The organism is Corynebacterium sp. HMSC066C02 (assembly GCF_001814945.1).
In the GTDB taxonomy this organism is placed as follows: Bacteria; Actinomycetota; Actinomycetes; order Mycobacteriales; family Mycobacteriaceae; genus Corynebacterium; species Corynebacterium aurimucosum.
The window spans coordinates 84,162-105,896 of sequence record NZ_KV818450.1; the positions used below are offsets into that span (position 1 = coordinate 84,162).

Genomic DNA, 21,735 nt, shown 5'->3' on the forward strand with positions numbered 1-21,735 from the left:
CACTCTAAACCGCGCCGAGCCATGCGCAGGCGCGACGCGGCTAGCGGCGCATAATCTTGGCCGAGAGCCAGTTGCCGAAGAACTGAGCTGCCTGGACCAGCACAATGATGATGAGGGTGGCCACCACGGTGACCTCCCACTCGAAGGCGCGGTAGCCGTAGACAATGGCGAAGTCACCCAAGCCACCGCCACCGACATAGCCCGCCATCGCGGACATGTCGACGATGCCGATGAACAGGAAGGTGTAGCCCAGCACCAGCGGGCCGAGTGCTTCCGGAATGATGACCGTGGTGATGATCTTCCACGGCGAAGCACCCATCGCGCGGGCTGCTTCAATCACGCCCGGATCCAGCGCCACGAGGTTCTGCTCGACGATGCGCGCCACCGCGAAGGTAGCCGCGATAACCATGACGAACGTGGCCGGTTCGCGGCCGATGGAGCTGCCCAGCACCGCCACCGTCAGCGGCTGCACAAAGGCCAGCAAGATAATGAACGGAATCGGGCGAATAAAGTTCACCAGGATATTGATGACGAAGTGGATAGGCTTGTTCTGCAGGATGCCGCCTGGGCGCGTGGTGTAGAGCAGGATGCCCAGCACGAGACCGATGATGCCGGCGACCACCAGGGTGGTGGCGACCATGATGAGGGTGTCCTTGATGGCGTCGACAAGCGTGCCGCCCAGTCGATCCCAATTGGCCTGCGCGAGGTAGGTGACGTTCATCGTTGGATCTCCTCAATATCGGTGGTGCGTTGCATGTGTGCGTAGAAATCTTCAATGGCCGCTTCCGGCCCGTTGAGGCGCACGGTGATCTTGCCAAAGGAGTGCTTCTGCAAGGTGGTGATGCCACCGTGGACCACGGCAATGGACACGCCCTTGTCCGCGAGCTTGCCGGCGGCGTCGAAGAAGCCCGACTTTTCCGTCAGGTTGATGGTGAACAGGCGGCCCTCGTGGGCCAGCAGGTCATCGGCCTCAACGACGTCCGGGGTATTGCGCAGCGAGGTGGCCACGAACTTCTCCGCCACCTTGGTCTGCGGATTAGAAAAGACCTCATAGACGCTGCCGGCCTCGATGACGTGGCCGTTTTCCATGACGGCTACCTTGTCGGCGATGGAGCGCACGACGTCCATCTCGTGGGTGATGACCACGATGGTGATGCCGAGGTCGCGGTTGACCTTGCGCAGCAGGTCGAGCACCTCGTGGGTGGTGGTGGGGTCGAGCGCCGAGGTGGCTTCATCCGCCAGCAGCAGGGAAGGGTTATTAGCCAGGGCACGGGCGATGCCGACGCGCTGCTTCTGGCCACCGGAGAGCTGCTCTGGGTAGTTATCGCCCTTGTCCGCCAGGCCGACGAATTCTAGCAGCTCCTGGACGCGCTGTTGACGCTCCTGCTTGTCGACGCCCTGCAGCTTCAGCGGGTACTCAATATTGCCCGCCGCGGTGCGCGAGGACATGAGGTTGAACTGCTGGAAGATCATGCCGATGTTGCGGCGAATGCCCCGCAACTTGGATTCGGGCAGGGGGACGACATCGGTGCCGTCGAGAAGCAGCTGCCCCGAGGTTGGCTTATCCAGTCCGTTGATCATGCGCACCAGCGTGGACTTGCCGGCACCGGAGAAGCCGATGATGCCGATGATCTCACCGGGCTCGACGGTCAAAGAGACATCATCAAGCGCTTTCGTGGTGGTTTTCTTGTTTTTAAAGACTTTGGTGATATTGCGGAATTCAATCCGGGTGCCCCGGTGGGCGCCTTGGTGTTCAGTCACGTGGTTTTCCTTTGTACGTGTCCGTGTGATGAGTGAGGAGGGAGTAACGGGCAAAATCCCCCGGGTCACGCAAACCAGCGTGAGCGCGGGGGAGGGGGAGATTTGCTTAGCTAGAGGAGGCTTCTTCTTCCAGCCGCTCCAGAATCTCCTGAAGCTCTGCCTGCGGTTTATCCACAAAGATAGTGGTTCCACCCGTGGTGTCTTGCACTGCGGCCTTCACCTCGTCGGAGAGGTAGAGCTCGGCCAGCTTCTTGACCTTCTCGTTGTCCTTGTCCTTTTCCTGCACAGCCCACACGTTGACGTAGGGGTCGAACAGGATCTTCGGGTCGGCGTTGGGGTTTTCCGGGTCGTCGTAAAGCACGGCGTCGGCCGGGTTGATACCCGCACGCTTGAAGAAGGAGTTGGTGATGATGGCGGGCTTGCCCTCGCCGAAGGCGGACGGGGTCTGGGAAGCATCGACCGGGGTGACGCTCACCTTGGATGCGGCCTCGTCGATGTCGGCGGGGTCCGGGGTGAGCTTGCCCTCTTCCTTGAGCACCAGCAAACCGTTGGCGGCCAGCAGGTTGATGGCGCGGCCCTGGTTGGTAGCGTCATTGGGAATGGCGATGTCCTGGCCCTCGATGCCGTCGATGCTGTCGTGGCCCTTCCAGAACAGCGGCATGGGGTAGACCTGCGTGGAGGCCACCGGAACGAGGTTCGTGCCGTTGCCCACGTTGTACTCAGCGAGGAACTTTAAGTGCTGAAACTTGTTGGTATCCGTGCTGCCCTCTGCCAGGGACTGGTTGGGGGTGGCGTAGTCGGTGAAGCTCTTCATCTCGATTTCGATGCCTTCCTCGGCAGCGAGTTCCTTGAGCACGCCCCACTCCGGAAGTTCGGCGTCGGTGGTGCCGACGATGATGGGATCTTCGGCGGTGCCGGCGGCGAAATCGGAGCTTGCAGACGAGCAGGCGACCAAGCTGGTAGCAGCAAGCAGGCTAGCGGCGGCTGCTACGAGACGGCGGATGCGCATGATTCGTCCTTTACTAGTCGGTGGTGGGTTTGTTTAGACCTGCTCTTCGAGGCGGTCCAGGATCTCCTGGAGCTCCTCCTGGGAGCGGTCGACGGCCACGGCGGTGTCGCCGGAGGACTTCAGAACGGCGTCGGTGACCTTCTGGTCCTTCCACAGCTCAGCCAGTTCGTGGAGGGTTTCGTTATCGGCGTCGTCTGCGCGCACAGCCCAGACGTTGATGTAAGGCTCAGCCTCGGTGGAGTCCGGGTCATCCTGAGCGACGGCAGACTGCGGGTCAATGCCAGCGCGCTCGAGGAAGGAGTTGTTGATGACAGCCGGCTTGCCCTCGCCATACGCGGCCGGGGTCTGGGCGGCATCCACCGGGGTGACCTTGACCTTGGACTTCTTTTCATCGATGTCCAGCGGGGTGGGGGTCAGCGGGCTACCTTCCTTGAGAGTGACCAGGCCTTCCTGAACCAGCAGGCCGATGGCGCGGCCCTGGTTGGTGGAGTCGTTCGGAATGGCGACTTCCTGGCCCTCGATGTCAGCGAGGTCCTTGTGGTCCTTCCAGTAGATGGCCAGCGGGTAGATCTCGGTGGCGGCCAGCGGGACCAGGTCGGTGCCGTTGCCCTTGTTGTACTCAGCCAGGAACTTCAGGTGCTGGAACTTGTTCGTCGTCAGCTTGCCCTGGTCCAGAGCCTGGTTCGGGGTGTTGTAGTCGGCGAAGTTCTCCAACTTGACGTCGAAACCGGCTTCTTTGGCCAGGTCCTGGAATACGGCCCACTCTTCCATGTTGGCGTCAGTGGTGCCGATGGTGATGGTGGAGTCCTTGGTAATGGCCTCGCCGGATTCCTTGGACTCAGCGGAGTCCGAGGAATCGGAGGAGCAAGCAACCAGGCCGGTTGCAGCGATGACGGCTGCCGAGGTGGCGGCAAGTACGCGACGGATGCTCATGGTGGGTTCTAGTGTCCCTTCTTGGTTTGTGCGGCAAGTCGTGTCACCGCAGGAGTTTGCACTGCAGGAAAAACTAGCAACGATTGAACCGCTTTGTCTATTCAGGGAATTGTTCAACGACAACCTTGACGGGAACCTGTGTTCGAATCTACTGTGTGAGGCTATGAGGTTTAATGGGGGCAAGGCGCTGCCGTGGTCCCGGGTGGAGAGGATCCTCTCTGGTCGCCCGGGCCCCGTCCCGATCTCGGTAGATCATCTGCCGCAGGCCACGGACGCGCCGAAAGTAGGGCATTCTTCCGTGCCTTTCGCGGAGCTGCACGCGGTAAGTTCCTATAGCTTTCTGCATGGCGCCTCCGAGCCGGAGGGACTTGTGGCACGCGCCGTCGAGCTGGGCTTGCGGGGGATTGCGCTGGTAGATCGGGATGGATTCTATGGCCTTATGAAGTTTGCGGAGGCTGCCGCCAAGGTGGGTCTGCCCGCGGTCTTTGGTGCGGAGCTTAGCCTCGACCCGGCCCCGCTGACTGTCCTGGCGCGCACACCGGAGGGGTACCGGCGTCTATCCCGGCTCATTGCCCGCGCCCACATGGGGGCGGGGGAGAAGGGGGTCGTGTCCTATCCTTCACTGCCGGAGATTGGTGCGCTGCTGCAGGATGAGTGCCTCTTCCTGGTGGGCTGGGAGTGGTCGGAACATTTCGATCATCTGGTCGATGGAATAAAAATAGACAGCATGGTTTTGGAGTACGCATGTACCCAGCTCCCAGAGGACGCGGACCACCACCTACTGCTGGACTCCTTGCCGGTTCCACGCGCCATCGCTACTGCCCACCCGGCTGCCGCCACGCGGGATCGCGCGCGCTTGGCCGAGGCCAAACAAGCCCTGTCCAGACGCCTCGCGCTTGCCGACGCCTCCCCCAACTCCCACCCCATGGGCTCGTCCTGGCTGCGCTCCGGGGAACAGATGGCGTGCCTGCTGCCTGAGCGCCCCGAGCTGATTGCGGAAACCGTTCGCGTCCTCGAAGAATGCAGTTTTACCTGGGAGGCGCTGGCCCCGAACCTGCCTGACTTCGACGTGCCGGAAGGGCATACCGAGATGTCCTGGCTGGAGCACCTCACCTTCGAGCGCGCGGCAGTTCGCTATGCCACGCGCCCTGAGGAGATTCGGCGCAGGGCGTGGGAGCAGATGCGCTATGAGCTGGGTGTGGTCAAGCAGCTGGGATTTCCCGGCTACTTCCTCATCGTGTGCGATCTGGTGGACTTTTGTAAACGGGAAAACATCCTGTGTCAGGGACGCGGGTCGGCGGCGAATTCGGCGGTGTGCTTCGCGCTGGGGATTACGAATGCGGAGCCGATTTCCGCGGGCCTACTTTTTGAGCGCTTCCTCTCCCCGGACCGTGATGGCCCGCCGGATATCGACATTGATATTGAATCAGGCCGGCGCGAGGAGGTTATCCAGTACGTCTATGCCAAGCATGGCCGTGAGAGGGCGGCGCAGGTGGCCAACGTGATTACGTACCGCCGCAAAGGTGCGTTGCGGGATGCCGCCCGGGCGTTGGGCTACCCGCAAGGCTCGGCCGATGCGTGGTCGAAGGGCGTGGCGCCCGCGCCTTCGGATGTTGAAACCTTGGCTGAGCAGTTCCTGGGCCAGCCGCGCCACCTGGGTATTCACTCCGGCGGCATGGTGTTGTGCGACCGGCCGATTGCGGATGTCGTGCCCGTGGAGTGGGCGCGCATGGAAAACCGCTCGGTTCTGCAGTGGGATAAGGATGATTGCGCCGCAGCTGGGCTGGTGAAGTTCGACCTGCTGGGCCTGGGCATGCTCGAAGCTCTGCACCACATGATGGACTTGGTGGAGGAGAGTACTGGCCGGGTGGTCAACCTGTGGGAGTTGGATCTGGCTGACGTGGAAGTCTATGACATGCTCTGCCGCGCGGATGCGGTGGGCGTGTTCCAGGTGGAATCGCGCGCGCAGCTGAGCACGCTGCCGAGGCTCAAGCCGCGGGTCTTCTTCGACCTCGTGGTGGAGGTCGCGCTCATCCGCCCGGGTCCCATTCAGGGTGGGTCGGTGCACCCTTATCTGCGCCGCCGCGATGGTAAGGAGCCGGTCACCTATGACCACCCGGTGCTAGAGAAGTCCCTGGGCAAGACACTGGGAATTCCGCTCTTTCAGGAACAGCTCATGCAGATTGCAGTCGATGCCGCCGGGTTCAGCGGTGCGGAGGCGGATGACCTGCGGCGCGCGATGGGCTCGAAACGCTCGCCGGCCAAGATGGCAGCGCTCAAGCAGCGCTTCTATGAGGGCTTGGAGGAAACCAACGGGATTACCGGGGAAATCGCGGACAAGCTGTGGGCCAAGATCGTGGCCTTCGCCGCCTATGGCTTCCCGGAGTCGCACTCGCAGTCTTTTGCCTCCTTGGTGTACTTTTCGGCGTGGTTTAAGCGCTATTATCCGGCGCAGTTTTGTGTGGGCCTGTTGCGCGCGCAGCCAATGGGTTTCTACTCGCCGCAGTCCCTCATTCAGGATGCGCGCCGCCACGGCGTGGAGGTGCTGCCGGTCAGCGTCAACGAGTCGGGTCGGGAGGCGCGCGTGGTGGTGGGCACGGACGGTGAGGTAAGCATTCGCCTGGGCCTTAACCTCATCAAAGGCTTGGGTAATAAAGCCGCTGACCGCATTGAGGCGGCCGCGCCGTTTGCCGACGTCCCCGATCTCTCCCGCCGCGCCGATCTCACTGTCGATCACGTGGAGGCCCTCGCGGTGGCGGGGGCCTTGGATGTCTTTGGGGTGGACCGCCGCCAAGCACTGTGGCAGGCGGGCGTGGCCGCAACGGAACGGGCAGGGATGCTGCCGGGGCTGTCTGCGATTGAGGCGCCGTCCTTGCCGGGGATGAGCGCTTTTGAGCTCATGGCGGCGGACGTGGCGAGCACCGGCGTGACCCACAACCAGCAGCCGATGGAGCAGGTTCGTGGGGAATTGCAGGCCCGCGGCATCCTATCGGCGGCGGATTTGCCGGGCGTGGAGGATGGCACCCGCGTGCGCATCGCCGGGGTGGTCACGCACCGCCAGCGACCACAGACCGCGGCCGGTGTGGTCTTCTTCGGCCTAGAGGATGAGACCGGGCTGATGAACGTGATGGTTACGCCCGGCCTGTGGGCTCGGGATAAGGTGACGGCTCGGACGGCGCCCGCGCTCATCGTGCGCGGCATCGTGCAGAATGCCTCCGGGGCGGTCACCGTTGCCGCGGACCAGCTGGAGCCGCTGGCCTTCGGCGAGGCCCTTTCGCGCGGCTCGCGGGATTTCCGCTAAGAGGTTTATTCTTTTGAGATGAGCTCGTCGCGGTTCATCTTTCCCGCCAGGGAACGGGCCACCGAGAACGGCACCCACACCATGAGCAGCAGGATGATCTTGAGGTAGAGCTGGGACACGAACACGCCGTCCATGATGGGCATGGTTCGGGCACCCCAGGCGATAAGGCCAGTCACTGGCAGCAAGATGACGAGTGCTGCGAGGGAGAACTTGAGGCCGTCGTCGCGGGCTTCGACGTGCTGCTGCATTTGGTACTCATCGAGCTCCGTCGTGGGCAGGTCTGCGGCACCTATCGCTCCGCGCAGGCGGGCGGTCAGCAGCGCGGTGAGCAGCGTTCCGAGGCAGGCCACCATGAGTGAGGTAAAGGAGTCCCAGAACTGCAGGGGGAGGGACAGGATGATGAGGCAGGAGGAGAGATCGGCCAGGGTGATGTAGCGCTTGCGGGTCTTAACGGAATCGGGAATGGTGACGGCGGACATGAGCGAGTTAGTCCTTTCGGTAGATTTCGGAGGACATGGGAGTGAATTCGGTCCGGGAGAACACGGCTTCCACGGGTAAGTTAAAGACCTCGCAGATATTGAAGGCGAGATCCAGGCTTGGGGAGTGGTCGCCGCGCTCAAGTGCGCCGATGGTTTGGGGGTTGACCCCGATGGTGTCGGCAAGCTGTGCGCGCGTCATGTCCCGTTCAACGCGAAGCACGCGGACCCGGTTAAATAGTGGGCGGGTTGGCTTTTTCTTTGGGGACATGCACCACAGTGTTGTATAAACCCAACAACTTGTCAAGGGTTCATGTTAGTGTGTTGGCATGAACCCCGTATCCCCGTCACTCACGAAAGCCCGCTACATCACGAATTTGAGCTGGGACATTATCCTCGCCGCCCTCGCTGCCGCCGCAGCGTATTTCTGGTGGGATTGGCTCTATTGGGTCGCCGGCGCGCTCATCGTGTGGGCGCTCTACGAACTCTGGCTCATCCCCGCGCAAGTCAGGAACTTAGGCTGGCAGGAAACCGCCGACGAACTCTTGGTTACGCGCGGCAAAATCTGGCACACCTTCACCGTCGTGCCCTATGGCCGCATCCAATTCGTCGACGTCACCGCCGGCCCTATCGAGCGCGCGATGGGGCTGAAGAAGGTGCAGTTGCACACGGCGTCGCCCAGCAGCGACGCCACCATTCCCGGCCTCCTTGCCGCAGACGCCGACGCCCTGCGCGAGCGCCTCGCCGTCAAGGCCCGCGAGAGGATGAGTGGGCTGTGAAGGACCGCGCGCTTGTCGACGTCGACGGCTACACCCGCGTCCACCGCCTCACCCCGCTGCTGCGCTTTTGGTCGCTGATTCTGGCGCTGCTCGCCATTTTTGCGGTGAACATCAACGCCTCCATGATTTCTGATGTTCTGTCTTACCTGCAGAGCGGGCACTTGGGCGAGATCGGCCGCGGCACTCTGCTGGGTGCCGGCGGCTTCGTGCTCGTGTGCGCGGTGATTTGGCTGATGTCAGGAATCTGGTGGCGCAAGCTGGGCTACAAGCTCACCGAGGATGAAATCGCTCTGCGCCATGGGGTCATCTCTACGTCTTTCCGCTCTGCGCGCTACGAGCGCATTCAAGCGGTAGACGTTGTGGAATCCGTCATCGCGCGCCTGTTGGGGCTGGCAGCAGTGCGCGTGGAGACCGCGGGTGGCACCTCTTCCGTCATCAAAATTGAGTACTTGTCCAAGGCGAAGGCGGAAGAATTACGCGCGGAGTTGCTGCGGCGCACGAATAAAGGTCCTACCAGTGAGCCAGCACCAGAAGCGGAGGAAGCCACCGCCCTGATCCCGGAAATTCCCATTCTGCGCACGATTGCTGCCGAGGCGCTGCGTCTGCCCACGCTGATTAGCGCGCTCGTTATTGGCGGTTTGCTCTTCATTCCGGGCATGTGGACCGCGCTGTTGCCCATCATCGTGGGTTACGTGGGAAGTGTGTGGGGTTTGGTGGATTCTTCCTGGAAATTCACCGCGCTTCACGACGCCCCCACCAACGCCCTCAACGTCTCCTACGGCCTTGCCGACCGCCGCCGCCAAACTATCCGCATCAGCCGCATCCACGGCGTGCGGGTGAGCCAGCCTTTCCTGTGGCGGCGTTTGGGCTGGTACGAAGTGAATGTGTCGGTGGCCGGCTACGGCGCTAAGGGCAGCGGCAAGCAATCTGGTTCTACGCGCATCCTACCGGTGGGCACCCGCGAGCAGGCGCTGGAGCTTTTAGAGCTCATCTCCGATCTGGACCGCGCGCAGATTGAGGGTTACGCACGCCCCGAGGGCCACACCCAGCCCACCTATACCTCCCCGCGCCGGGCTACCTGGATTAGCCCCATCGACCGCAAACAGCAGTCGGTGACACTGGTGGATTCCCCGCTTCCCGTGACCATCGTGCACCGCGGCCGCATCAACCGCCGCGTCATGGTGATTGGAACTCCGCACATCCAGGAGCTCACTCTCAAGGTGGGGCCGCTGGGTCACCTTGCAGGCGTGCGCACAGTGCGCTTCGATCTCGTGGCCGGCCCCGTGAAGATGGCGGGTCAAGACCTCACGCCTGCCGACGCCTCCGAACTCCTCACCCGCTTGCGCTCCCGCCCCTTGCCATCCCTGGACGCAGCGCTGGAGCAGAGCAATGAACCGAACGGCAAACTGCAGAGAGGGCTCCACCAAGACCTACGCAACAATCCGCGTAACAATTCTCGCGACGGTGTGAGCCGTGGGTCGCAGGAACTTACGCCCGGCGACGAAGCTTAAGCAGCACCGGTCCGCGGGTGCTGCTAGGGCCGGCACACGCCGAGGCGGCCGAACAGGACCCGCATCCGCCTGCGGGACAGGAGTCGAGCGGCTCCATATCGAGGACCCCTCTGGCGGTGAGGTGATCCAGGATGACATCGACCGTCCCGGGCTCCAGCCCTGTCTTCGCCACGAGGCCCACGCGCGAGCGAACGCCGGCCTCGATGGCTTCCTGCACCGCCTGGATGGGGGAGGCAGGCATTAGATAAACACCTTCAACACCTGGAAGGCCGCCACGGCCAGCACCCACGCGGTGGCCAGCTGGACGCCGAAGCCGAAGAACGTCCAGCGCCAGCCAATCTCGCGGCGCTGCGCGGCAATCGTGGCCACGCAGGGAGTATAGGCCAGCAGGAAGAGCATGTAGGCCCACACCGCGGCGAGCGGGTGACCGCCGGAAGCCTGCTCGAAGTCAGCCCGCACGTGATCGCTGAGCGCGCTGTGCGACTGCTCTTCCGCGGAGGCATCGGTGACGTCCTCGACCGCGTAGGTCTGTGCCCATGTAGAAATCAGCGCCTCCTTGGCCACGAAACCGGTCACCAGCGGGCCGGTCAGGGACCAAGAATCGAAGCCGGCCGGTGCAAAGGCCGGGGCGATAGCGTGCGCGACCGCGCCATAGGCTGAATCCTCCGGGGCTGGTGGTTCACCCCACGAAGAATCCTGCGCCGCAGCGCCAACCGGGATGGCCATGAGCAGCCACACCACAACCACGGTACTCACGATGATGCCGCCAGCCGTCTGCAAGAAGCCCTTCAGGCGCGTCCACATCACGCTGAGCGCCAAGCGCACCGTGGGTAGCTGATACGTCGGCAGGTCAATAACGAGTGCTTCTTCCGGAACCGCGCGCCACAGAGTCCTGCGCAGGGCTAGCCCCACCAGCACGAGCAGCGCGATGGAAATGACGTACATAATGAACACCACGCTGCCGGCATGCTCCGGGAAGAACGTAGCCGAGAGCATGACGAAGACCACCAAACGCGCCGAACACGAGGTAAACGGGATGAGCAGCGCGGTCATGATGCGATGCCGCGGGCTGCCCAGCACACGGGTGGCCGAAATCGCTGGCACGTTGCAGCCGAAGCCCACAACAATGGGGATGAACGCCTTGCCCGGCAGGCCGATGGCCCGCATAAGGCGATCCGTGACCACCGCCGCACGCGCCATATAGCCGGAATCCTCCAACACCGCCAAACACAAGAACATTAGCGCCATGAGTGGGGCGAAGGTGAGGACCATGCCGACGCCGCCGATGAGGCCGTCGACAAGCAGGCCCATCACGAGGGGGTGGCCTAAGCCGATGGTTTCTAGCCCCGCCCGCGCCCAGTCGCTCAACGGGCCGGAGACCAGCGCCTCCAAGCCATCCTGCAGGGGAGCGGCCACGGTGGTGGTGATCTGGAAGACCACCCACATCACGGCCAAGAACAGCAACGGCCCGGCTACCGGGTGAAGGGCTACCGCATCGAGGCGGTGGGAGAGGGGCGTGGCGTGCTCGACCTCGCTCACCGAGGCCTTTGCGGCGGCGTCGAGCTCGGCGAAGCGGTCCTCCAAACCAGCATTCTCGCGCAGCTGCACGGGCTCAGTTGCCAAAGATTCCATTACAACCTCGCGCAGCTTCTCGACGCCCTCCCTCCTGCGCCCATCAACCTCCACCACCGGGATGGAGGTGGCCTCGGCCAAAGCAGAGGCGTCGACGACCTGTCCCTGGTTGAGCGCCACGTCGGTCTTCGTCAGCGCGATGATGAGGCGGTAGGGCTGCTCCGCCAACTGGAGGGCGACGTTGAGGCCGCGCGCGACGGCGCTGGCATCGACGACCACGACGACGGCGTCGGGGCGCTCATCTGCGGGGCAATCGATGAGCATGGCGCGGGTGAGCGCCTCATCGGGGCTGAGCGGGTCGAGCGAGTAGGTGCCGGGGAAGTCGATGAGATCGGCGGTGGATTCACCCAGCTTCCAGGCGCCGCGGCTGACCTCAACCGTAGTTCCCGGCCAATTGCCGGTCTGCGCCTTCGCACCGGTCAGGGCATTAAAGAGCGTGGACTTGCCGGAATTCGGGGAGCCGACGAGTGCGATGATGGGTGCTCCGGCAGGGGCGACCGCGCCGCCCGGATTGCCGTGACAGCTGGGTTTCGTGGTGGCCATGGTTTAGACCTCGATGGCTTGCAGTGTTGCCTTGTCGATGGCGTAGCGGCAGCTGCCCACCGACACCACCCGCGCGCCGCCGGCGACGCGCGGGCCCATGGTCAACGTGGCGCCGGGGCGGATTCCCAGCTCGCCGAGGCGCAGCGCTAGCGCGGCGTCACAGGTGCAGGAAATGCACTCTTTCCCCAAGGTGATGGTGCATCCCATGGGGATAGCGTCGGCGGTTTGTCGTGGACATTCAGGCAACGTCACGGTGGGCTCTCTTTCTCGATCAGCACTACCGATATAGGTTACCCTTAGTAAAGATAGGTGTGTCTAGTTTTCGGCGACTTGTCTTAGGTGATCCTCACCACGCGGCGCATTAAGCGTTTGGAGTGGACCAGCTGCTCACCTGGCGTAGTCGCTGGTGATTCTTCAGTCGTGATTGGCCCAGCTTGCGGGACATGCGGTCCAGAATCTGGATGGCCTCCGTGATGTGCGGGCCTTTGTTGAGCATGACGCACTCCGCGCGCAGCGCATAGCCAGCGTCCGTGATTTCCGCGCGGGAGGGAAGCCCGGTCTTGGCCAGGGTCTCCAGAACTTGGGTGGCCATGATGACTGGGATATGAGCCGCCTCCGCGACCTTCATGATGCGCCCCGGTACCTGGACCATCTGCTCAAATCCCAGCTCCACAGCCAAGTCACCACGCGCAATCATGATGCCGAACTTGGCATGCCGCATGCCCTCCAGCAGCACGCTTCCCAGCTGCTCATAGGCGGGAACCGTCTCAATCTTGAGCACGATGCCCAGGTCACGCACACGCTGTGCCATCTCTTCCGAGTCCTGCTCAGCGGCAATCGCCTCGAGTGTGTCGTAGAGGAAGGACACATCAGAGGGCGTGCGGATGAAGGAGACCGCCGCGATATCGCAGTGCGTGGCCACAAAACGCAGCGCCTCGATGTCCTCCTCGGTGAGGCTGGGCAGCGGGACGTCAGTATCCGGCACATTGATTCCCTTATATGCCGCCAGGTTGGTGCCGGTAGGCCCGGCATGTTCCACGGTGATGACGGCCTCGCGCGCCGCACCATTCACCCGCACTTCGCGGACACGACCGGAGATGGCGCCGTCATCGAAAATCACCCGGTCGCCCACCTCGAGCGCACCGACCACCTCCGGCAGCGTACACCCAATAGTGGTCACCTCACCCTCCGCGATGCGCGCCGGCTCTGCGGATGTGCTGAGCACCAATTCCTCGCCGCGGTGCAGGCGAATCTTTTGCTCGAGGGGCGGAACCCCATGCACCCGGGTGATCTCCCCGCCGTGGTTGAGCACCGTGCCTTCGGCGAGGTAGCAGTTGCGCTCCCCGTGCAGCACGGCCACGCCTGCCTCTACGCTCTCCACGGTGAACACACGCGAGCGCCCGCGCGCTTCGGTGAAGCGGACCTCGCTGCCGGGCTGAAGCCCTGCTAGCCACTTACCTTCTACCTCTAGCGCTACCGCTGGGCGTGCCGCGCTTGGCGACGCCTCCCCCGCCACCCCGTGGGCGCGGGCGGTGGAGGGGGCGTCGTGAAGCACGAGCGTTGCCGGACTCAGCAGTTCGCCTGCTGCGGTGCGCTCGCCGCGCACGCGGATGACCTGCGGGCCCGGCTCGATGGTGCCGGTGCGGACCTTGGGGCCAGCAATATCGCAGGAAATCAGAATCTCGCGCCCCACCTCTTCAGCGGCGCGGTGGACGTGCTCCACCATCTTTGCCCAGGCTGCTTGGTCATCGTGGGCGCAGTTGATGCGGGCTAATTCCATGCCCGCGCGGGCGAAACCGAGGACCAGCTCATAATCCTCCGCAGCCTCGGTGGGCAGGGTCACCATGATGCGCGCGTGCGTGTCCTCCTGGGTGGGGCCGAGGAGGGCCTCGGTGTTGGCGTCGAGGATATCGTCGGCGTCTGCATACGCCGAGGCGATGGGCTGCACGGGGTAGATCGGCGCCTGGCCGTCGAAGGCGTCGAGCACATTGCGCGCGGCGTGGAGGCGCTCTAGCACCGCGGGCTCCGGGTGGCTCAGGCTCGTAGCACCCAAGGCCGTGAGGCCTTCCTGCAGTTCGACGGCGTCCTGGGAACGCAATTCCATATAACGCACGAGGTTGACCGCGCCGGGGCGGTGGACGGGATCCACGCGCGCTATCTGCGCGGCGTGGGCGGCAGACGAAGCTTCGACGCGGGTAATGAGGGAATCAAGCAGTGGGCGCAGGCTAGGCACGGTGTCTCCTTCGATGTGAAAGTCCACCCATATTGTGCCGCGACTTGTTAGACCGCGCCACGGAAGCCGAGCTGGCGCCAAGCCTCATACACGGCAGTTGAGGCCGCGTTGGAGAGATTCATCGAACGTCGTGCCGGCATCATTGGGATCCGCACGCGCTCCGTTACCCGGGGGTGGAAGGCATGCTCCTCCGGCAGGCCGGTCGGCTCGGTGCCGAAGAGGAGGACATCGCCTTCTTGGTACTCCACGTCGGTAAACCACTTATCAGTGTGGGTGGTGAACGCGAAAACGCGCGCGCCGGGCAGGGCCTCCATGCAGGCATCGAAATCTTTGTGGATCTTGAGGTCTGCCAGGTCGTGGTAGTCCAAGCCTGCGCGCTTGAGGTGCTTGTCCTCGAAGTTGAAGCCGAGCGGCTCGATGAGGTGCAGGCTCGCGCCCGTGACGGCGGCGGTGCGGATAGCGTTGCCGGTGTTGGTGGGGATCACGGGGTTGTCGAAGACAATGTGCAAGCTGCTCATAGGCATCAGTCTAGGATGGTGTGCATGAGCGCTACCAAACTAGATGGCAACCTGTACCGCGACGAGATTTTCGAGGACCTAGCCCAGCGCGTGGCCGCCCTCAAGGAGAAGGGGATTACCCCGGGCCTAGCCACAGTCCTGGTGGGCGATGATCCGGGTTCGCATTCCTACGTGAAGATGAAGCACCGCGACTGCGAGAAGCTCGGGATCAACTCGATTCGCAAGGATCTGCCTGGCGACGTCTCCCAGGAGGAGCTGGAGCGCGTCATCTCAGAGCTCAACAATGATGACGCCTGCACCGGCTACATCGTGCAGCTGCCCTTGCCGAAGCACCTGGATGAAAACCGCGTGCTGGAGCTCATCGACCCAGCCAAGGATGCCGATGGTCTGCACCCGATCAACCTGGGCAAGCTGGTGCTCAACGAGGAAGCGCCGCTGCCGTGCACGCCGAATGGCTGCATCCACCTGCTGCGCCGCTTTGGGGTAGAGCTCGATGGCGCGAAGGTCGTGGTCATTGGCCGCGGTGTGACCGTGGGCCGCCCGATCGGCCTGATGCTCACCCGCCGCACCGAGAACTCCACGGTGACGCTGTGTCATACCGGCACCAAGGACCTCGCCGCAGAAACCCGTGAGGCCGATGTCATTATCGCGGCCGCAGGCAAGGCGCACATGCTCACCGCCGATATGGTCAAGGAAGGCGCTGCGGTTCTCGACGTCGGCGTATCCCGCGTCGACGGCAAACTCGCCGGCGATGTGGCTGAGGACGTCTGGGAGAAGGCTGGCTACGTCTCCCCGAACCCGGGTGGCGTGGGTCCGCTGACCCGTGCGTTCCTGGTCAGCAATATCGTCGAGCGCGCCGAAAAGCTCGCCGCTGAATAACGTTCACTATAAGAACGTGCACTGTAAACACACGTCTAACTTGAGCATGTGAGTAGCAAGAATGACGGATCAACCTGCACAGTCACAGGCGACCCCGCAGCGCCAAGCGCGACGAGTTCCCCGGCCCTCGGCTCAGGGCCAAGCCCCCAGCCGCGTGCGCAACCGTGGAGCCAACCAGGCCCGCGGGAAAGCTGTGCCGCCGGTATCCCTGTCCAATCCCCACGACGCGCACCTGAAACCTTCGGCGCTGCCGCCGGCGGTGCAGTGGGTGGCCATTGGACTGTTCGTGGTGGCGGTCGCGGTCTCGGGTTTTTATGCCGTGTTTGAGCACTGGCGCCGCGCCACGCTGCTGTTGGGCGGGGCGCTGGTGTGGCTTACGGTGGTGCGCCTGACGTGTGATTCCTCGCGAGTCGGCGTGCTTGCGGTACGCTCCCGGCGCTTCGATGCCTGGTTTACCGGCATCTTGGGCGCGGCGATGGCGTTCTTGGCTTTTTCCATTGACGCGCTGGGATCGTGACGCGCTGGGATCGTGATGCGTGTGGCTCCTGAAAAGAGCCACACGGCTCTTTAGATATAGTATTCGTCGCCGACGTAGGCAGGGCCCACATCAAGGCCATTCGGCGCGGAGAGCAACAAGAAGTTGCGCAGGATGCGATTCATCTGCCGAGTCTCCGTTAAGAAGGCGTCGTGCCCTACGGGCGAGACAATCTTGGCCATCGCCAGCAGGTGGTTAACGTTGCGGGAGATGTGCTCCTGTTGGTGATAGGGGTAGAGGATATCGGTGTCCACGCCCACGACCATCGTCGGCACTTGCGATGCCGCCAGTGCTTTGATGAGCCCACCGCGTCCGCGGCCGACGTCGTGCCGGTTCAACGCCTCCGTGAGCACCACATAGGAACCTGCATCGAAGCGCTCGGTGAGTTTCGCCCCCTGGTAATCCAGGTAGGAGTTCACCGCGAAACGCTGGTTGAGCTCTCGGTGCGGGCCCAAAGGGTTTTCGCCCTGCTGTGGCTGGGCACCAAAGCGTTCATCGATCTCCTGCTCGCCGCGATACGTCAGGTGCGCAATGCGGCGCGCCGCCGCCAGACCATCCCGCGGCGACTTATCGGTGAGGTAGTAATTTCCGCCGTGCCAGAACGGGTCGCGCTCAATGGCGGAAATCTGCGCCGATTGGATACCAATCTGCCACCCCGAAGCCCGAGCCGATACCGCAATCACGCACACCGCCGACACGCTTTCTGGGTGCAACAAGCTCCACTCCAGCGTGCGCGCACCGCCCATCGAGCCGCCGAGTACCGCGTGCACACGCGAAATACCCAACTGCTTCAGGCAGTCGTGCTCAGCCTCCACCAAGTCCCGAATCGACAGCGCCGGGAAGCGCCCGCCCCACGGCTTGCCATCCGGGTGCAACGATTTCGGCCCCGTCGATCCGTTGCAGCCGCCGAGCGCATTGGTGGCTATAACGCACCAGCGCGTCGTATCTAGGGCCTTGCCGGGGCCGACCAGGTCGGACCACCAATCCACCACGTTGGAATCACCGGTCAGCGCGTGCTCAACCACCAAGACGTTGTTGACGCCGTCGGGGTCGCCGGCGAAAGCACCCCAGCGTTGGTAGGCCACGTGGGCGTCGGCAAGCACGGCGCCTGCTTCCGTGGTGAAGTCACCGATGGGGACGACGGCGAGCTCGCCTTCGGGCGCGAGTTCCGGAATCGGGCTAACCAATGGCCGAGAACCCACGCTCGAGGTCGGCGATGATGTCGTTGACATCCTCGATGCCCACCGACAGGCGCACCGTGGCCTGGGTAATGCCCGCGGCCTTGAGAGCGGTCTCGTCGGACTGGGAGTGCGTGGTGGTAGCCGGGTGCACCACCAGCGAGCGGGTATCGCCGATGTTGGCCAGGTTGGAGTGCAGCTTCAGCGCATCGATGAACGCCCAGGCCTCTTCGCGGCCGCCGTCGATGTCGAAGGAGAGCACGGAGCCGGTGTAGTCGTAGCCCAACTTCTCCTTGACTTGCTTGTATGGGGAGGAGTCCAGGCCGGCGTAGTTGACGGTGGTGACCTTGGCGTGGGACTCCAAGTACTCGGCCACGGCCTGAGCGTTGGCATTGTGCTTCTCGACGCGCAACTGCAACGTCTCAATACCATTCAGCGTCAGCCAGGCGTTGAAGGGGGAGATGGCGGCACCCGTATCGCGCAACAGGCCCGCGCGCGCCTTGACAGCGAAGGCTGGTGCGCCCAGGTCGGCGTACTTGAGGCCGTGGTAAGCCTCGTCTGGGGTAACGAAGTAGGGGAAGACCGGCTCGCCGTCGCGCTCGACGGTCCAATCGAAGGAGCCGCCATCGATGATGGCACCGCCGATGGCGGAGCCGTTGCCGCTGTAGAACTTGGTGGTGGAGACGACGACGATATCCGCGCCCAGCTCCAGCGGGCGGGCGAGTGCGCCGGTGGCGATGGTGTTGTCCACGATGAGCGGGACCTGGTTCTTGTGCGCAACCTCGGCGATGGCGGGGATGTCGAGGACATCGGCGACTGGGTTGCCGAAGGTCTCGCCGTAGAAGGCCTTGGTGTTCGGTTGGACGGCGTCCTGCCAGGAGGCTGGGTCATCCGGGTTCTCGACGAGGGTGACGTCGATGCCGAGGCGCTTCAAGGTAACGGTAAAGAGGGTGGAGGTGCCGCCGTAAAGGCGCGGGGAAGTAACAATGTGGTCGCCGGCGGAGGCCAGGTTCAAAATGGCGGCGGTTTCGGCGGCTTGGCCGGAAGCAAAAGCTACGGCGGCGACGCCGCCCTCGAGGGAAGCGAGGCGCTCCTCGAGCGCATCCTGCGTGGGGTTGGTCAGGCGGGTATAAATCGGGCCGGCATCCGAGAGGTTAAAGCGGTTGGCGGCGTGCTCGGCGTCGTTGAAGACGTAGGACGTGGTCTGGTAAATCGGCACGTTGCGTGCGTTGGTGGAGCCGTCCAGGTTCTGGCCGGCGTGGAGGGCGCGGGTGGCAAAGGACCACTCGTTGACTGCGGAATTATCGTATTTGGTGCTCATGTCACAAAAGGCTAGACCAAGCGGTTCAGTGCTGTTAGTGGCTTTCTAGAAACCGCAGGCAAGCCCGAGAATAAAAATAGACCGAGCGGTTGGTTTGGAGGCCTGTGTGTGCTGTAGATCTCCATGCAGTGCGAAGGCTCAAGGCCGCTGTTGGATGTCGATGCTTTCCCCAACGAGCAGGCGCTGGTAGCCGGTTACGCCGGCGCGTTGGAGCATGCCGTCGGTGATCTGCTTGCCGGCGTCGGACAGCACGGCGTCATGGATGGGTACTGTCACGCGCGCACCGATGCGCATGGCGTAATCCGCGGCATCCGCCCCGCGCACCCACGGCCCGGCGATGGGGAGCAGGAGGACGTCTACCGTGCGTCCTTCCGAGGTAACCCACTGGTCGCCGGGGTGCAGCACTCCATTGAAGAAATAGCCCAGGTTCTCCGGACGTGGGATGTTGGGGTGGATTTCCTCGTGGAGCCCGCCCACCGCGCGGATTCTCAGGCCCAGGACTTCGAACTCCTCGCCTGTCTGGACTGCGGTCCCGGAACCGATGGCGTCTACGGCTTCCTGCGTCCCCCACACCGGTAGGCCGCTCGCGCGCACGGCGTCGACGTCGAGGTGGTCGCCATGTGCGTGAGTGAGCAGCACCGCGCCGGCATTATCCAGGCAACTGAGGTCTGAAAGAGGACCGGGATCGATGATGATGCGGCCCTGGGGCGCTTCGACGGCCACGGCGGATTGTCCATGTAACGAAATCTTCATGCCGCCAACGCTAGCGTGGCGCAGAGTGGCTGCGCCACGGATTATTACGCTAGGGCCTGCTTAACCAGCTCCAGCGCGGCGGCGAGCTCAACATCGCTCAAATGCCCGAAGCCCAAGACCACGCCTTCCTCGGCGGCCACGCCGCCCCAGTAATCGCTGAGCGGGGTGAGCGTCAGCCCTAGGGAAGCCGCGCGGTCGACCACAGCGTTGTCGCATAGCAACACCGCATGGAGTCCGCCGTGGATGGGCAGAAGGGTAGCGGGAGCGTCTTCCAGCGCGGCTTGGACGAGGTCGCGGCGGCGCTTGTAGGCGCGGCGCATCCGGCCGGTATGCCGCCGCAGCGCACCGCTGGCCAGATAGTTCGCCAGCGCCGCCTGGGGAATTGCGCCGACGGGCTGGCCGAAGACCTCCCGCACGCGATCCACCGCCGAGCGTAAGCTCGGTGGCACGACCAGATAGCCGCAGGCAATCGACGGCGAAATCACCGAAGAAAACGTTCCCAGCAAGACGGTGTGCTCTGGGGCGAGCGCGGCCAGGGCAGGAAGAGGTTGGCCGACGTAGCGCAGCTCGGAATCGAAGTCATCCTCGATGATGAGCACGTCGTTGCTGCGTGCCCATTCGACGAGCTCCGCGCGCCGGGCCGCCGGCAGGGAACCGCCATAAGGGTGCTGGTGGGAGGGGGTGACGATGAGAACGTCGAGGTCAACGGTGGGGACGGTGACGCCGTGGGCGTCGGTGGGGACGTCGACAAGCGTGTGGCCCAAAGCCTGGGGGACGCGGCGCAGGCTGGGGTACCCGGGGGACTCCACGCCCACGCGCAACTGGCTGCCCAGCGCGCGCAGCAGCACCGACAGCCCGTCGCGGGCGCCGGCGGTGATGACGACGTAGGCCGGGTCGACGGTGAGCCCGCGCATGTGGCGCAGGTGCGCGGCCGCTTCGCGGGGGAGATCGCCGGAAGGATTCACCGCGGCCTTGCGCCACGCCGCCCTCCATTCGGGGGTGATGATTCCTTCGGTATCGGGCAAACCCGGCGTCAACTCTACGCGCGGTGGGGTAGGGGAGGGCCGCGGTGCCGGGGCGGGCTGTGGGGTGCGTCCGTGGGGTAGGTGAGGGTTGATGATGGTGCCCGAGCCCACCGACGCAGTGAGGTAGCCCTCGGCGGTGAGCTGTTCGTAGGCAGTAACCACGCTGCCTCGGGAAATGCCCAAATCGCGCGCCAGCGAACGGGTTGACGGAACCTGCTCTCCGGGCAGCAGAATGCCCGCCGCGACTTGGGTGCGGAGGGCTTCGGCAATCTGCACCGGCAGAGCGCGCGTATCAGATGGATCGAGGCGGAAAGACACGACCCCATCATAAGTGGTCTAATTCAACACTCTAAAAATGGCTCTTGTCTTGGACCAATTTCCTGGTCCACTATGTGAGCCATGACTGAACAGAAGATTGAACAGGGACGCGCCACGACGCGCGTCAAGCGTGGACTGGCTGACATGCTCAAGGGCGGCGTCATCATGGATGTCGTGACCCCGGAGCAGGCTCGAATTGCTGAAGATGCGGGTGCGTCCGCCGTCATGGCGCTCGAGCGCGTACCGGCCGATATCCGCGCTCAGGGCGGCGTGGCTCGCATGTCTGACCCGGACCTCATCGAGGGAATCGTCAATGCCGTGGACATCCCGGTGATGGCGAAGGCCCGCATCGGTCACTTCGTCGAGGCGCAGATTCTCGGTGAGCTGGGCGTCGATTTCATCGATGAGTCCGAGGTGCTCAGCCCGGCCGACTACGTTAACCACATCAACAAGTGGGATTTCGACGTTCCTTTCGTGTGTGGCGCGACGAACCTGGGCGAGGCCCTGCGCCGCATCACCGAAGGTGCGGCCATGATTCGCTCCAAGGGCGAGGCTGGCACTGGCGACGTCTCCGAGGCCGTCAAGCACCTGCGCACCATCAAGGGTGAAATCGCGCGCCTCCAGAACCTGGATCGCGACGAGCTCTACGTCGCAGCCAAGGAACTGCAGGCACCGTATGACCTTGTTGCTGAGGTTGCGGAGACCGGCAAGCTGCCGGTCGTGCTGTTTGTCGCTGGTGGTGTGGCCACGCCTGCCGACGCCGCGCTCGTCCGCCAGATGGGCGCCGAAGGCGTCTTCGTCGGCTCCGGCATCTTCAAGTCTGGTGAGCCTGCGAAGCGCGCGGAAGCCATCGTTAAGGCTGCCACCCTCTACGACCAGCCGGCCGAGCTGGCCAAGATCAGCCGCGGCCTGGGCGAAGCCATGGTGGGCATCAACGTCAACGACATCCCCGCCCCGCACCGCCTGGCCGAGCGCGGCTGGTAAACGCGGTGCGCGTAATGAACCGCGCAATGAACCGCGTAATGAACAC

Annotated in this window: 21 protein-coding genes; 6 read left to right on the forward strand and 15 right to left on the reverse strand. The window is 63.7% G+C overall.

Annotation, left to right across the window (positions count from 1 at the left end; genetic code table 11):
* Positions 1–40: 40 nt before the first annotated feature.
* The 4 genes from HMPREF2996_RS05805 to HMPREF2996_RS05820 all read right to left on the reverse strand — a co-directional run bounded on the left by HMPREF2996_RS05805 (position 41) and on the right by HMPREF2996_RS05820 (position 3,703).
* On the reverse strand, positions 41–721 hold the full coding sequence (locus HMPREF2996_RS05805; RefSeq protein ID WP_070446463.1) for a methionine ABC transporter permease: 681 nt from the start codon (positions 719–721) through the stop codon (positions 41–43).
* Positions 718–1,761 (reverse strand): methionine ABC transporter ATP-binding protein, encoded by a 1,044-nt coding sequence (locus HMPREF2996_RS05810; protein ID WP_070730500.1) that lies wholly within the window; start codon positions 1,759–1,761, stop codon positions 718–720. The genes HMPREF2996_RS05805 and HMPREF2996_RS05810 overlap by 4 nt, the downstream gene beginning before the upstream one ends.
* A 106-nt stretch (positions 1,762–1,867) precedes the next feature.
* Positions 1,868–2,770 carry a MetQ/NlpA family ABC transporter substrate-binding protein gene (locus HMPREF2996_RS05815; RefSeq protein WP_070644406.1) on the reverse strand — a complete coding sequence of 301 codons (903 nt, stop codon included), beginning with the start codon at positions 2,768–2,770 and terminating at the stop codon, positions 1,868–1,870.
* Between the two features lie 33 nt (positions 2,771–2,803).
* On the reverse strand, positions 2,804–3,703 hold the full coding sequence (locus tag HMPREF2996_RS05820; protein WP_070446457.1) for a MetQ/NlpA family ABC transporter substrate-binding protein: 900 nt from the start codon (positions 3,701–3,703) through the stop codon (positions 2,804–2,806).
* Positions 3,704–3,866: 163 nt separating this feature from the next.
* Between HMPREF2996_RS05820 and HMPREF2996_RS05825 the strand changes: the two genes are divergently transcribed.
* Positions 3,867–7,004, forward strand: a complete 3,138-nt coding sequence (locus HMPREF2996_RS05825; RefSeq protein WP_070730502.1) for an error-prone DNA polymerase — start codon at positions 3,867–3,869, stop codon at positions 7,002–7,004.
* 5 nt (positions 7,005–7,009) lie between these two features.
* On the opposite strand, the gene HMPREF2996_RS05830 is transcribed toward HMPREF2996_RS05825, so the two are convergent.
* Together HMPREF2996_RS05830 and HMPREF2996_RS05835 are read right to left on the reverse strand one after the other, a co-directional pair.
* Positions 7,010–7,483 (reverse strand): hypothetical protein, encoded by a 474-nt coding sequence (locus HMPREF2996_RS05830; RefSeq protein ID WP_070521473.1) that lies wholly within the window; start codon positions 7,481–7,483, stop codon positions 7,010–7,012.
* Between the two features lie 7 nt (positions 7,484–7,490).
* Positions 7,491–7,751, reverse strand: coding sequence for a helix-turn-helix transcriptional regulator (locus tag HMPREF2996_RS05835; RefSeq protein ID WP_070730503.1), 261 nt, complete (start codon positions 7,749–7,751; stop codon positions 7,491–7,493).
* A gap of 58 nt (positions 7,752–7,809) precedes the next feature.
* On the opposite strand from HMPREF2996_RS05835, the gene HMPREF2996_RS05840 reads away from it, so the two are divergent.
* Both HMPREF2996_RS05840 and HMPREF2996_RS05845 read left to right on the forward strand, forming a co-directional pair.
* The gene (locus HMPREF2996_RS05840; RefSeq protein WP_070730505.1) at positions 7,810–8,259 is read left to right on the forward strand and encodes a PH domain-containing protein; all 450 of its coding nucleotides are present in this window, start codon (positions 7,810–7,812) and stop codon (positions 8,257–8,259) included.
* Complete coding sequence (locus tag HMPREF2996_RS05845; protein WP_246822990.1) at positions 8,256–9,770, forward strand: PH domain-containing protein; 1,515 nt, start codon at positions 8,256–8,258, stop codon at positions 9,768–9,770. Before HMPREF2996_RS05840 ends, HMPREF2996_RS05845 begins: the two co-directional genes overlap by 4 nt.
* Here the strand turns inward: HMPREF2996_RS05845 and HMPREF2996_RS05850 are convergent.
* The 5 genes from HMPREF2996_RS05850 to HMPREF2996_RS05870 all read right to left on the reverse strand — a co-directional run bounded on the left by HMPREF2996_RS05850 (position 9,748) and on the right by HMPREF2996_RS05870 (position 14,696).
* Positions 9,748–10,011, reverse strand: a complete 264-nt coding sequence (locus HMPREF2996_RS05850; RefSeq protein WP_070730508.1) for a hypothetical protein — start codon at positions 10,009–10,011, stop codon at positions 9,748–9,750. The two genes, HMPREF2996_RS05845 and HMPREF2996_RS05850, sit on opposite strands and share 23 nt — an antisense overlap.
* The gene (gene feoB / locus HMPREF2996_RS05855; RefSeq protein ID WP_070730509.1) at positions 10,011–11,945 is read right to left on the reverse strand and encodes a ferrous iron transport protein B; all 1,935 of its coding nucleotides are present in this window, start codon (positions 11,943–11,945) and stop codon (positions 10,011–10,013) included. Before feoB ends, HMPREF2996_RS05850 begins: the two co-directional genes overlap by 1 nt.
* 3 nt (positions 11,946–11,948) lie before the next feature.
* Positions 11,949–12,197: a FeoA family protein gene (locus tag HMPREF2996_RS05860; RefSeq protein ID WP_070730511.1), complete on the reverse strand. Its 249-nt coding sequence runs from the start codon at positions 12,195–12,197 to the stop codon at positions 11,949–11,951.
* Positions 12,198–12,306: 109 nt separating this feature from the next.
* A complete protein-coding gene (locus tag HMPREF2996_RS05865; protein ID WP_070730512.1) occupies positions 12,307–14,178 on the reverse strand; it encodes a pyruvate kinase in 1,872 nt (623 codons plus the stop codon).
* A gap of 47 nt (positions 14,179–14,225) precedes the next feature.
* The gene (locus HMPREF2996_RS05870) at positions 14,226–14,696 is read right to left on the reverse strand and encodes a tRNA (cytidine(34)-2'-O)-methyltransferase (protein WP_070644396.1); all 471 of its coding nucleotides are present in this window, start codon (positions 14,694–14,696) and stop codon (positions 14,226–14,228) included.
* Positions 14,697–14,720: 24 nt separating this feature from the next.
* Here HMPREF2996_RS05870 and HMPREF2996_RS05875 point away from each other — a divergent pair, with 24 nt between their 5' ends.
* Both HMPREF2996_RS05875 and HMPREF2996_RS05880 read left to right on the forward strand, forming a co-directional pair.
* On the forward strand, positions 14,721–15,575 hold the full coding sequence (locus HMPREF2996_RS05875; protein WP_070446440.1) for a bifunctional methylenetetrahydrofolate dehydrogenase/methenyltetrahydrofolate cyclohydrolase: 855 nt from the start codon (positions 14,721–14,723) through the stop codon (positions 15,573–15,575).
* Positions 15,576–15,768: 193 nt separating this feature from the next.
* Positions 15,769–16,092: a DUF3017 domain-containing protein gene (locus HMPREF2996_RS05880; protein ID WP_070710932.1), complete on the forward strand. Its 324-nt coding sequence runs from the start codon at positions 15,769–15,771 to the stop codon at positions 16,090–16,092.
* A 50-nt stretch (positions 16,093–16,142) separates the two neighbouring features.
* Here the strand turns inward: HMPREF2996_RS05880 and HMPREF2996_RS05885 are convergent, their stop codons facing one another.
* From HMPREF2996_RS05885 to HMPREF2996_RS05900, 4 genes are all read right to left on the reverse strand, one after another.
* On the reverse strand, positions 16,143–17,342 hold the full coding sequence (locus HMPREF2996_RS05885) for a homoserine O-acetyltransferase MetX (protein WP_236659323.1): 1,200 nt from the start codon (positions 17,340–17,342) through the stop codon (positions 16,143–16,145).
* Positions 17,290–18,609: an O-acetylhomoserine/O-acetylserine sulfhydrylase gene (locus HMPREF2996_RS05890; protein ID WP_070718472.1), complete on the reverse strand. Its 1,320-nt coding sequence runs from the start codon at positions 18,607–18,609 to the stop codon at positions 17,290–17,292. Before HMPREF2996_RS05890 ends, HMPREF2996_RS05885 begins: the two co-directional genes overlap by 53 nt.
* Before the next feature lie 138 nt (positions 18,610–18,747).
* Positions 18,748–19,362, reverse strand: coding sequence for an MBL fold metallo-hydrolase (locus HMPREF2996_RS05895; RefSeq protein WP_070710867.1), 615 nt, complete (start codon positions 19,360–19,362; stop codon positions 18,748–18,750).
* Positions 19,363–19,406: 44 nt separating this feature from the next.
* Positions 19,407–20,705, reverse strand: a complete 1,299-nt coding sequence (locus tag HMPREF2996_RS05900) for a MocR-like pyridoxine biosynthesis transcription factor PdxR (RefSeq protein WP_070718466.1) — start codon at positions 20,703–20,705, stop codon at positions 19,407–19,409.
* An 81-nt stretch (positions 20,706–20,786) separates the two neighbouring features.
* On the opposite strand from HMPREF2996_RS05900, the gene pdxS reads away from it, so the two are divergent.
* The gene (gene pdxS, locus HMPREF2996_RS05905) at positions 20,787–21,689 is read left to right on the forward strand and encodes a pyridoxal 5'-phosphate synthase lyase subunit PdxS (RefSeq protein WP_049157099.1); all 903 of its coding nucleotides are present in this window, start codon (positions 20,787–20,789) and stop codon (positions 21,687–21,689) included.
* Positions 21,690–21,735: the final 46 nt, after the last annotated feature.